General features: G+C 46.6%; 9 protein-coding genes. 6 read left to right on the forward strand and 3 right to left on the reverse strand.

The window, feature by feature from the left end; all coding sequences use genetic code 11:
* Positions 1 to 88: 88 nt before the first annotated feature.
* Together H6F98_RS20425 and H6F98_RS20430 are read right to left on the reverse strand one after the other, a co-directional pair.
* Positions 89 to 559 (reverse strand): RNA-binding protein, encoded by a 471-nt coding sequence (locus tag H6F98_RS20425; protein WP_192220525.1) that lies wholly within the window; start codon positions 557 to 559, stop codon positions 89 to 91.
* 601 nt (positions 560 to 1,160) lie between these two features.
* Positions 1,161 to 3,389 (reverse strand): DUF4384 domain-containing protein, encoded by a 2,229-nt coding sequence (locus tag H6F98_RS20430; protein ID WP_192220526.1) that lies wholly within the window; start codon positions 3,387 to 3,389, stop codon positions 1,161 to 1,163.
* A 330-nt stretch (positions 3,390 to 3,719) separates the two neighbouring features.
* On the opposite strand from H6F98_RS20430, the gene H6F98_RS20435 reads away from it, so the two are divergent.
* The gene (locus H6F98_RS20435) at positions 3,720 to 4,211 is read left to right on the forward strand and encodes a hotdog domain-containing protein (protein ID WP_192220527.1); all 492 of its coding nucleotides are present in this window, start codon (positions 3,720 to 3,722) and stop codon (positions 4,209 to 4,211) included.
* A 41-nt stretch (positions 4,212 to 4,252) separates the two neighbouring features.
* On the forward strand, positions 4,253 to 5,098 hold the full coding sequence (locus tag H6F98_RS20440; RefSeq protein ID WP_192220528.1) for a GNAT family N-acetyltransferase: 846 nt from the start codon (positions 4,253 to 4,255) through the stop codon (positions 5,096 to 5,098).
* 102 nt (positions 5,099 to 5,200) lie between these two features.
* On the opposite strand, the gene H6F98_RS20445 is transcribed toward H6F98_RS20440, so the two are convergent.
* Positions 5,201 to 6,487 carry a sugar ABC transporter substrate-binding protein gene (locus tag H6F98_RS20445; protein WP_192220529.1) on the reverse strand — a complete coding sequence of 429 codons (1,287 nt, stop codon included), beginning with the start codon at positions 6,485 to 6,487 and terminating at the stop codon, positions 5,201 to 5,203.
* 696 nt (positions 6,488 to 7,183) lie between these two features.
* Here H6F98_RS20445 and pilM point away from each other — a divergent pair.
* From pilM to H6F98_RS34480, 4 genes are all read left to right on the forward strand, one after another.
* Entirely contained in the window at positions 7,184 to 8,287 is a 1,104-nt protein-coding gene (gene pilM / locus H6F98_RS20450) for a type IV pilus assembly protein PilM (RefSeq protein WP_192220530.1), read from the forward strand.
* Positions 8,288 to 8,291: 4 nt separating this feature from the next.
* Positions 8,292 to 9,173: a PilN domain-containing protein gene (locus H6F98_RS20455; RefSeq protein ID WP_192220531.1), complete on the forward strand. Its 882-nt coding sequence runs from the start codon at positions 8,292 to 8,294 to the stop codon at positions 9,171 to 9,173.
* Entirely contained in the window at positions 9,170 to 9,913 is a 744-nt protein-coding gene (locus H6F98_RS20460; RefSeq protein ID WP_192220532.1) for a hypothetical protein, read from the forward strand. Before H6F98_RS20455 ends, H6F98_RS20460 begins: the two co-directional genes overlap by 4 nt.
* 129 nt (positions 9,914 to 10,042) lie before the next feature.
* Positions 10,043 to 12,394, forward strand: a complete 2,352-nt coding sequence (locus tag H6F98_RS34480) for an AMIN domain-containing protein (RefSeq protein ID WP_192220533.1) — start codon at positions 10,043 to 10,045, stop codon at positions 12,392 to 12,394.
* Positions 12,395 to 12,397: the final 3 nt, after the last annotated feature.

Genomic DNA, 12,397 nt, shown 5'->3' on the forward strand with positions numbered 1-12,397 from the left:
ACTTACGTTTCTTGATCCAGTAAAACTTGACAAGTCGGCTTCAATGCTTGCCAAGATTTTCTCAGCTCTCCTAGAAATTAAGCAGAGCCTAAGAATTAGTAGCCTGAGTTGATAAAAGGTCTTTCAGCTTTGCCAAATCAGCAGCCCAACGTGGGTCTGGTTGAATTGAGCCTGAGTCAGAAGAAGGTGATGATGCAGGTGTGCTTGAAGACGTGTTGCGCTTAGCCTTTTTACCGCCTCCACGACGCACGGGGGCACTGCTAGGCGTACTACTAGCTGGACGCGCCTCTTCTTCTTCTTGGCTTTTCGACCGTGGCAGAGCTTTCTCAATTTTCAAAGCACTGTCATTGAACATATGACCGTTGAACTTTTCAATGATTTCATCAGCAAGCTCATCTGTTGGTACGGTGACAAAAGCAAAGCCCCGACATTTGCCAGTTTTGCGGTCTTTAATCACCTTTGTAGAAACAGACTCACCAGCATCTGCAAATACAGAGTGCAGTTCATCACGGTTTACATCTTCTTTTGGCAAGTTACCCACGTAAAGACGAACGGTCATGAGAGATACCTCCAGACTTGGATTCCAACAAAAAATTGTCCACATCAGTCTTATGTTGGCTAAGAATGAATTGAATTGACGAACGGCTCTCACGTCCAGACAATCTTCTGACGATCCTTACCAAGCTCAACAGCACAAACTGATGCAGTAAAATCAAACTCCTGATATACCATCCAATCTATTGCGATCGCGATCCGTATTTTTACCTCGGATTAACAACCGATTCAGATTAGGGCTAATAGTTTTCCTTTTGTTCTGATTATTACAGAATATTTACACTATTTACTAAGTTACCACGGTCTCCAGTAGGCAAGCTAGTATAACAGATAGATTTCAGCCTTTAGCCGTAGCTTCGCAAAAACTGCTGTGACAAAGGGAGTAGCAATTAAGAAATTTTTAGAAAAACTAGAGGTCTGCCCTATTAATATGTCACGTTTCAGGAATCTTAAGAAAGTTGGCTACAGGCACGAACAGCATTGTCTCACACCCAGAGCAATTTGACTCTCAGTTCTTGGCTGCCTGTCAGAGAAGACGATAGCTAAGTTCAAGTTACTACGGTGAAAGCGAACTGTAGTCTGCGTAGTTTTAAGGGATAGAAACCCTAAATCACCTCGAAGGTAATTGAGAGAGCCGCTAACTGGCTTGTATCAATACTTCGAGCCATGCTACTGCTACGGGTAGTGTCAGTTGCATTGCCACGAGTGCCATTATTAACATCATCAAGCAAGTAGTCCATGACCTTAGCTGGCTCATTTTGCTGATCTGAGCCTCGTAAGCCTACTATCCCGTTGCGTGTGTTATCGCGTGCGGCAAGCTCTCGTAAGGCTTGAAGGGCTTGGCGCAAAGGGGTTCGACTGGCGAGAATTAGCACCTCAGCAACACCTTTCGGTTCTTGAGTAACGAGACGGAAGCTGTCTTTAGTAGGGTCAGGTATTTTGAGTGTCTGACCAGCAGATACCAGCGTTACCTCTTCAGAGGCAATCCATTGATTGGGAAAAATTACAGAAATTTCTCCCGTGGGGTCAATCACTAGCACGCTTAGATAAAGCCCACTGGTTTCGTTGTTGGTCACTTGTATCTGTACAGGTGTTCCTAGGGGGAGTTTGTCAGAATTTGGAGGAATCGCTGGCGTAGTCTGAGTGCCTGGACTACCTTGACCAACACCACGAATCGGGAAGGTAGTAGCAAATCTTGCCTCAGTTCCCTCTGGCTGCATTGAGGCAACAACATTTAATCGGGAGGAGTTCGTGTTCAGAGCTGTCTTGACAATCCGGGCAGCAAGGAGCAATTGGAATTTAGCACGTAGACGAGTGATAGCGCTTGTAATTGTTTCACCTGTTACACCGAAAGAGTCAGGAATCAGCTCTAGTACAGGCGAGAAAAGACCTAGACTACCAACTTCTGGGAGGCTTGACCCAACTGGAGTTTGTACTTGCTGCCGATAGGCGTTAGTCATCCGACCCAAAATGTATTGCACCTCTTGTTGTTGTAACGGTAGGGCTTCGATACGTGGAATACTGCTAAGAGCTTGTTTAGCTTGATTAGCATCGTTTCCAAGAGAGGGGTCAAGACCAATTTTCAACGTTAGGTTGTTGGGAATGCTGCGGGCACGTTCTTGTAAGAAGGCTCCGGGTTGTGCCGCATCTAGTAGCTGGGCTTGCCCGACTAAGCCTGTACGAGCTTCCAACTGTACTCGTCCCTTTTCACGCCCTTGCAAGTCTACAACGGAAAGAATTGCACCTCTATCAAAGGCAGTTAGGCTGTCGGGGTCAAGACCACCTAACCACAACTCGGCTTGATTACCCTCAACTTTGGTAATCACGGCTTCTGCTGGGGGAGTTCGTTCATTGAGGAAGTAAACCGGGCTTCTGAGATAATCGCTGCCTGGTTTGTACTCTATCAGGGGTTCCTGTTGGTTGGAAGTCATCCGTGTAGTACTACGGGCGACATTCGGTATGACACGGGAGAAGGCTTCACTACCTGTTTGTTGCCATAAATATTGAGTCATCAAATAGGTAAATGCCCCTGCATAAAAGCCATTGAATGGGGAGTCAATTGCCTCTTGGTCACGTCTAGCGGAGGCAATCACAACGCCTTTAGCTACACCCTGTTTACGTCGTTGTTTGAATTCAGTTGGTGAAATATTAAGCCTTGAGAGCCATTGTTGTTGGTAAGCTTGCTCGTCTTCTATTGGCTGGAGTTTAGAACCGCCAAGACGCGATCGCACTTTTACATTCCCTCTTGTCCCGCCACCAGAGTAACAACTATCTAAGACAGCCGTAAAATTTTCAGTTTGAATCGCACTCATCAACAAAAACAACGTGCGTCCCATGATGTCTTGCACAGCACCTTCTGGACTAGGAAATCCGACTGGTAAAGAACTATCTATCGGTACAAATGTACTGTTAAGGCAATCTGGAAAGTCACAGTCTGGGTAATCCGGATCACGCACTTGGGAACCATGTCCAGAGAAATGGTAAACCACAACATCACCTGGTTTGGCTTGCTTAATTAAATGCTCCTCAAATCCATTCAAAATGTTTTGGCGAGTTGCTTGCTCATCAGTAAGGATGACAATATCCTTGGCGTTGAAACCAAATCGATGAATCAGCAACTGCTGCTGTAAGTAAGTATCAGTAACACATCCTTGTAAGGGGTCGAATAGATATTTATTAATACCGACTAATAAAGCCAGCTTGCGTGGAGTACCTTGAGCGAGAACACGACCGTAGCGATCGCCTGCCTTCTGAATATCTAACTGGCTCAAACCTAATGTTGCCAGTGTAGAACCAGCAAATTGTAAAAACTGACGCCGCTTAATCCGAGACATAAGTCAAGTGTTCCTCTTATCGTCTTTGTAATTTTTAAAGGTTTTTACTTCACCAGAGAAATTCTCATGGCACACGAGCCAGCAACTTGCTTGTCTTTGTAAGTTATATCTCCCAGTCTTACAGAGGATATGCAACAAAACTTGGTAGAAGTTAAAAGTACGATAAACAAAGCAATGCCAAGGGCTGAGCCTATCCAGCATACCTCTGGTAGTCTCGCTGAATAGCCACTACTATTCACCAAGTCATCAACACCACAACTATGTTATTTAGAAAGAAACAGTGACTGATTTTTTACTCAAGCGTGTAACTTCTCTAGGAGAATTAGCAACGTGTCGGAAGAACCACAAACATCAGCCCAACTGCCACCTAGCAGTGAGATCCAAAGCTATTCTCTGACAGCCACGACCGAGAACTGGTTTACCTATCCTGTACGGGCACATCCTAACCACACTGATTATTCCGGAGTTGTTTGGCATGGCACTTATCTTGCTTGGATGGAAGAGGCGCGGGTTGAATGCTTACGCTCAATCGGCATTGATTTTGCTGATTTGGTAGCCTTAGGATGTGATTTACCTGTTGTTGAACTTTCGCTGCGCTATCACCGTCCAATTCGGATGGGGATGTCAGCCGTTGTGAAGACACGCATGGCAGAAATGGAAGGTGTCCGAATTAATTGGGATTACCGCATTCAATCCTTGGATGGAGAAGAATTGTATTTGACAGGTTTGGTGACGTTAGTTGCTGTTGACCGTGAGAAGGGTAAAATTTTGCGGCAGCTACCATCAACTGTGAAAGATGCCCTTGTGAAGCTTTCAACTTAGATGACTGCTCTTTGGAAAAAGTTTCACAAGTTGGAAACAAGATGAAACTCAATCACTTTAAAGAGGCAAGTCAATATTACGAACACGTCAAGGGCTATTTACTTCAACATGAAGCACAGCACAATTTGATATTTGGAATACTTGACGGGTTGATAAACCAGCCGGAACGATTCAAGCATTCTCCCTATTTAGTGACAGTCGAGGAAGATAATTGTTTACTCGCCGTTGCACTTTGGACACCGCCACGAAAGCTGGTTTTATCTCGCTCTTTGCATCCTCAGGCACTCAACATAATCGCCCAAGACCTTCAGGCACGGCAAGCTGTGATACCTGGTGTCATGGGTCTAGTGGATGAGGCGCTAGCATTTGCCCAAGCGTGGCAAGCTATTACAAACCAGTCCTATCACCAGAGTATGCAACTGCGCGTTTATCAGCTTGAAACCATCCAGCCTATTGCCAAAGCTAACGGGTATTTTCGACAAGCTACCCAAGCAGACCGTAATGTTTTGATTGAGTGGGTTCAAGCCTTTTCTCAAGAAGCCTTGGACGAGGCAACTGAGTATGATGAGGCTGAACAAATGATTGAGCGTTATCTTCGTAAGGGTTCTCTTTATCTTTGGCAAGATCAGGTTCCGGTTGCCACCGCAGGCTATGGCGGGGCAACTCCCAATGGGATTCGAGTCAATTTTGTGTATACTCCACCCAAGTACCGTCGTCAAGGTTATGCCAGTTCCTGTGTGGCGGATTTGAGTCAAACTCTACTTGATCAAGGACTGATGTACTGCTTTTTATTTACAGACCTAGCCAATCCTACTTCTAATCATATTTATCAGGCGATCGGTTATCAGCCTATTTGTGATATGAACGAGTATTGGTTTGAGGAATGAGACTCAGAAACTGAGAATAGGGTGTTGGGAAATGAACGCTCTCCCACAATTCCCTATTCCCCAAAAGCATTTCTTCACCGCATATAGAAGCGCGAAAGGGTATTAAGAACGGCTACTATTCCACTCCTCAGCAGCATCAGAAACCGCCTGTTCTACTGTCTTTTCATCCAACATTGCTGCCTGTAAGTTTTCGTAAATCGCCTTTTGCAGCTTGTTGAGGTCTTTCATCGCTGGTACTAACACCTCGGCATCTTTTAGCTGACTGGCACTAATATTACGCGCTTGCTCGACTGCCGAAGCATTTGTCGCACTCGCTAACTGAGTTTGGTAGGCTTCCACTGCTTCAACTGTCGAAGGCAAAACATTTGCTGCCTTGGCAAAGGCTAATTGGTTCTCTGTGTTGGTCACAAATAAAGCAAATTTTATTGCCTCATCTGACTTGGAGGTGTCACGCGGAATTACTAAATTCATCACGGCGACATTTTTCTTACCTGTCTTGCCAGTAATTTGTGGGGCAGATGCTGAGACTTTTGCAACGGCAGGAGCATTTGTTTCAATCGTCTTCAGAAACTCAGGGCCAGAAGCTAGCATAGCTGTCTCGCCTGCTTGGTAAAGTTCGATCGCGTTACGATGTCCTTGGGTAAGCACTTCTTTAGGCAGCAAGCCTTTTTTATAGAGGTCTACCCAATACCTAAACGCAGTAATTCCTTCGGGAGTGTTAAATGCGGCTTGACCTTGGTTATCCACCAACTGTACGCCCATTTGCACAAATGACTCCAATACTTCACCCGAATCCGCTGGCACAAAGGTGACAAAAAACGCATATTTACCTGTCTTGTCTTTCACCTGTTGGGCAACTTGGGCGAGTTCCTCGTAGGTCGTTGGTGGCTTGCTGATACCCGCTTGTTTTAACAAGTCTTGGTTGTAAATGGTGACTCGTGTTGTTAAGTACCAGGGAATGCCAAAGCTTTTTTCGTCAATCGTGCTAGCTTTCCAGATATTTGGGAGATATTGCTGCCGTACTGGTTCAGGCACTTTGGTATCCAACTCCATCCATGCCTTACGAGAGGCAAGCTGTGAGGCAAAGCCAGGATTGAGGTTAACGACATCCGGTGCGGTTTTTGCTGAAACGGCTGTGAGGATTTTGCTTTCCATCGCTGACCAAGGAACATCCACCCAGCGTACTTTGACTGAGGGATTTTCTGTTTCAAAGTCAGCAATCAGCTTGTTGAAGTAGTCTGTGAACTGTGGCTGTAGCTGCATTGTCCAAAACTCAATTTCTGGACTAGCTGATGGTGAAGGAGTTGGGCGACAGCTAATCAACCAGCTTAAGAGCAACCCCAACAACGCAAAAATGCCTAAACGTCTCCAGGTTCTGATTCTGCTCATGTGAACTTTTTTCTTCCAATGCATAGCGCCAGCAGTAAATCATCCTACTCTAAGGAGATAGCGAGTGAGGTGCGATCGCCTTATCCTCTTTTAGCAAGATAGTGTGAGTGCAAGACTAAACTATTGCTGCGTCACCAGGGTGGAATATAGCTAAGCAGGAAGCAGGGCGCTACAACCGCACAGCCTTCTGTTAAACTTATAAACTTATTGTTTTACTACTCGATAACGGGAATAGAACCCTGCTTAGCGCTTCTGTAACAAGTTCACTACGATCTATCTGCTTATGAGTAGAAAATCCTCTTGCCAGTAGCGTCAGGCTGGAAAGGTAAGCTACGCATAGCTGAAGAATTTACGGTGAAGCACTTTCGTAAGTGATCGCAATTACTAAATCTTTTTACAACTATCAGTCCTTTTCGAGCCTACACTCTTGTTGCCCATTAAGCTCTCTAGAGCATCAACGTTAGCTTAAGCTAGAGCAGTGAGGAGCAAAGTTCCCTGAAATAACGTTCGTTTAAGCTCAGCAATTATCTTCTCCATTTATTAGGTGAACTAATTCTCAAGAGAAAATATCCCTCAAAGTGTGGTTATTCTAAGCTAAATTGGGTACCATGCATCAATATTAATCTTGTTAGATTAAATATCTCCAAGAGATCAGCGTTACTTATCTTAATTCTCGCTCCCGCCAAACCAAGAGTTATGTTTAACCGTTTTCAAGGGCTGTTTTCAAAGGGCAAGAAAGGCGTCGGCATCGAATTGGCTCCGGAACGAATTAATATTGCTCAACTGCGTAAGCAAGGTCAAGGCTTCAAAGTCAGCACACTTTACTCTCATGAAGTACCAGAAGGGATATTTCAAGGAGGTCAGATTGCTGACCCTCCCGCTTTAGCAGACTTAGTTAAAGCGGCACTGGCGGAGAGTAAACTAAAAGTCGATCACGTTGCTACAGCCGTCCCAATGCGGGAAGCGATCATCCGGATTATACCGATTCCTGCCGAACTGGACGATCAAGAGCTACGAGATATGGTGCTTAACCATGAAGCCGGTCTATATCTACCCTATCCCCGCGAAGAGGTAGATTTAGATTACCAAAAGCTCGGATTCTTCACTGATGAAGATGGTATCGAAAAGGTGCAGGTTCTGCTAGTTGCGACTCGCCGCGAAATCACTGATATGTATCTCGATACATTTGGGCAAGCTGGGTTAAAGGTGGATGTGTTGGAGATCAATAGCTTTGCCCTAATTCGGACGATTAGAGAGCAACTGCGGCAGTTTGCCCCCCAAGAAGCGGCTGTACTCGTAGATATCGAATTTGACAGCACCGAAATTGCAATCATTGTTGATGGTGTTCCTCAATTCTCCCGTACTGTTCCGATCGGAACTTACCAACTTCAGAGCGCTCTGTCGCGAGCCATGAACTTACCAACGTCGAGAAACACAGAACTGCTACAAGGAATGACTATTCCAAATACACCCGTTGACGGAGTACGCACCGGAGCGACGGGAATCAATCCAGGGATGGCAGCGTTGCTAAGAGTTTTAGGAGAGCTAGCTGATGAACTGCGCCGCTCCATCGATTTTTATCTAAATCAAAGCGACAATTTAGAGGTTGCACAACTACTACTCGCGGGCCCAGGAGGTGGAATTGGACAACTTGATGAATTTTTCACACAACGGTTGAGCTTGCCAACGACTCAGGTAGACCCGGTTGCAGCGCTTTCGCTAGAGGTGGATCAGGAAATCCCCTCAGTGCAGCGACCGGGGTTAGGAACTGTATTGGGATTAGGATTGCGGGAGGTTTGAAGCCATGTATAGTCTAGATGTTAATTTTTTAAGCGATCGACCCGATTATCGACCGCCCGACCAAGGAACTAGTCCAAAAAAAAGGCAGAGGTCGGCAGCCGCAATGACACCTCTTTATGCAGGGGTAGCAGTGTTTTTTTTGCTTCCAGCCTTAGTGGGTGGTCTATGGTTTTTCCTTCAGCAGCAAATTGCTCAGAAAGAAGAGCTAGAAACGGAATTGAACGCGCAGCTGCAACGTTTGCAAATCGAAGAGCAAAAGATTGCTAGGCTCAACGAACAAATCGAGCAGGTGAACGCTGAAACCCAAGCGCTGGCAACGGTCTTTAATCAAATTAAGCCATGGTCAGCGATGTTGCAGGACATTCGGGAGCGCGTTCCACCGGGAATACAAATTGGCACGGTTACGCAAACAGAAGAAGTTCCAAAAAACCAACCTGCAGCGGCTTCTCCTCCCCCGCAACCTCAGGCAAATAACGCCAAAGCCAAGAATGCTCAAGCGGCTCAAGCTCAGGCTCAAGCGGCTAGCACCCCACGTCCGACAATGAAGCTGGAGATTCAAGGTACGGCGCGCTCTTTTGATGATGTGGGTTACTTTCTGGTGACACTAAAGCGATCGCCTTTCTTTAAAGGGGATGAAACACAGTTGGTCAAAGCGCAGTTGGTCGAGAATCGCACGAAGTTAGAAGTACCCAAAACCCCAACTCAGGGTCAAAGAGTAACGTATACGCTACCAAAAGTAGTGGAATACACAATTTCCACAAGCATCAGTGATACGCCAGCTTCGGAGTTACTTCGAGAGTTAGATCGTAAGGGTGCAGTGGGACTAGTCACGCGAATTAGAACTCTTCAAGAGATTCAGCAGGAGAAAGGAGCAACTCAGCCATGACATACGCTGATGAAGAATTTATTCTAGCGGATGGTCAGGAGGAAACTCCTGACTATCCTAAAGCCTTCGGAATTACGTTTACGCCAAGAGTTGGCGGTATAGTTATTGGGGTTCTTGGTCTTTTGGGAGCCACCTATCTCCTGGTGAACGCTGTACAACCGTCTTGGCAGCGATATCAAGAGTTAGAAGCCTCTGTTGAAAACAAGGAGCAGCAAATTCAACAAAAACAAAAAATCCAGCAACAGATTAGGGAAACAACAGCAAAACTGGAGCAGGCAAAGCAAGAAAATCGGCAGGTGCTGAGTTTATTTGCTAATGAGAAAACCCTAGATACATTGTTGTTAGACCTCAACAGCTTTGTCAAAGATAGAAGGGGCAGCTTGACTAATTATGAACCTGCTCAAGAGGCAGAGGCAGTGGTCAATGATGGGTCTTATGGGGCAGCGGTAAACGGAAAGCTGAAACGTAAAACGATAGACGTACAGCTTCAGGGCACCTTCGATCAAGTCCAGTCAATCATGCGGAGTTTTGAGCGGTTACAGGCACTGTTAATTGTTAAAAACTTCAAAGCTGAGGTGAGTGAACCTCAACCCTTGCTGTTGAATCAGGGTAGAGCGGTGCCTGGGGCTAGACCAACGATTGAAGCAACGTTTACACTGGACGCACTATCGCCAGTCACTGAGGATGAAACTCAGGAAGCTGCTGCCCAGCCAACTGCTGCCCAGCCAGCTAAAAGGTAAAAAGCAATGCGATCGCTGGCGAATTGTTAGCTTTGAGAATTCTTTATGTGTGTGACTCCTGACTTCTAAAAGCTAATTGAAAGCCAAGCTAATCGCTCCAATTGGTCTTAAATTAGGTGAGGAGTGAACGTGAGACAGGCTCAAGCATTAGGTGGAATCGTGATTGGAGGGGCTGTGGTGTTACTAGCATCACAGCCCGTTTGGGCAGCAACGACCCAAGTAACGGGCGTGCAGCTCGACAAGAGTGAGAATGAACTGAAACTCATCCTGAAGACTGAGTCTGGGGATGAACGTCCAGCCGTTTTCACGAGCAGCCAGGGAAATGATGCGGTAACAGATATTGTTAATACCCAGCTGAACTTGAGTGAGGGCAAAACATTCCGTCAGGAAAACCCGATGCCTGGTATCACGTCTGTTTTAGTCAGTCAGCTAGATGGCAATAGTGTGCGAGTTACTGTTAGTGGAGAGAACCGCCCTCCCTCCGGAGAGATTCTTCAGCAGGACAATCAGGGCATTAGCTTAAGCTTTAGCACAGCTGCTGGAAATCAAACAGCAAGCCCAATACCTGGAGCGCAAGCCGCAACACCCATACTCCCAACACAACCAGTCACCACGCCATCGGCTCAAACACCTACTGCACCAACAGCAGCGCCTACAACCCAGAGCCAAGCGCAAAGTACACAGGTGCTGCCCAACTTAAACGCCACGCCAGTAGCTCAGGCAGCAATTCACCAAAGGCAACCGAGCCAAACAGCAGGCTCACCCACAACGACTGTAGCTCAGAATCAAGCGCCTCCGACAATCGTCCCAGCTCCCCCAGCCGTCGTCCCAGCTCCCAGACAACCGGAAGTATTAGTTCCTAATCCCAGAATTACGATTCAAGGCGCTCCGGCTCAACCTGCGGGTGCAGCCCAACCTGTGGCACCAGCCCCTCCCTTCTTACCACGAGCAGTCGCTCCGCCAGTTGGTGACATTGCGATCAGCAATATTGATGGCTCTGCTAGCACGATTGATCTAGGCACTGGAGTACGTGTCCCTCGCCTAGTTTTGCGAGAAGCTCCTGTGCGAGAAGTTTTGGCGCTACTTGCACGAGCAGCCGGACTCAACCTCGCCTTTATCGGAGAAGCTCCTGGGGCGGGAAATGCTCAAGGTGGTGGTCAAGGTGGTAATCAAGGAGCACAACAAACAATTTCGCTGGATTTGGAAAACGAGCCTGTTCAAGACGCATTTAACTACGTCCTGCGTATTTCGGGTTTTCAGGCTAACCGAGTCGGGCGCACAATTTTTGTTGGTCCTCAACTGCCCGATCCAGCCCGCAATATTATTGTCCGCACCTTGCGTCTCAACCAAGTCGCAGCTCAGCCAGCCGCCTCTTTCCTGATTTCACAGGGAGCAGAGCAACAGCAGATTACAGAACAGACAACACTGACAGTAATTGGTGAGGGAGCTGCTGCTCAAAGAATTGAGAACACGACAACGACCGTAGAACAAATTACCCCACAGATAGAGAACCAAGGAGGACAGGGGGGACTGCCAGGACCGGGAGCGCCCTTACTGCTCAGGGGGCTGGGGGTGACTCCTGATGATCGCCTTAATATTGTCACCTTAATTGGTGAACCGCGCTTAGTAGAAATTGCGACAGCATTGCTGACTCAGTTAGATCTGCGGCGTCGTCAAGTAGCAGTCAATGTCAAGGTTATTGATGTCAACCTCAATGCAACAGATAACGTAGGCACAAGCTTCTCATTCGGGATTGGAGACAGCTTCTTTGGAATTGATAATACGTCAGGAGCGCAGAACCCCGGACTTAATGTCAACATAAACAATAGCACTAATAGTAATAGGTTCATTGCTAGCTTAGAGGCTCAAATTACGGCTAACAATGCGAAAATTCTGACAGACCCGACAATAGTTGTACAAGAAGGGGAAACCGCTACAATTAACCTGACTCAAGAGGTAGTTGGGAATATTGAAAGTGAGACACAAACTTCTGACGGACTAACGACGAGAACAGTAACAGCAGAGATTCGTGAGGCTGGTTTAGAGCTTGCGATCAACATCAACAAAATTGATGACAATGGTTTTGTCAGTTTAGTGGTAAATCCTAGAGTGACTGCCATTGGAGATCAACAAAATCTGAGCATTGACAATGATCAAAACTTAATCAGACTCCTAAATGTACGTGAACTGACCTCTGGCCAAGTTCGCCTTCGAGATGGTCAAACTTTGATTTTGTCGGGAATTATACAGGAAACCGACCGAAGCGTGGTTCGCAAGGTGCCTATTTTGGGAGATCTTCCAATAATAGGTGCCCTGTTTAGAGGCACAACGCGAACAGATCAGCGCCAAGAGGTAATTGTGCTGTTGACACCTCAGATTCTTGATGACTCGGAAGCCTCCTCGTTTGGTTACAACTACACGCCGGGACAGGAGACTCGTGAAGTCTTAGATAATCGAGGCTTTTCTCCTCAAGGGCAGTAACTA

The sequence above is a fragment of the Microcoleus sp. FACHB-SPT15 genome (assembly GCF_014849525.1).
Classification (GTDB): Bacteria; Cyanobacteriota; Cyanobacteriia; order Cyanobacteriales; family Coleofasciculaceae; genus Symplocastrum; species Symplocastrum torsivum.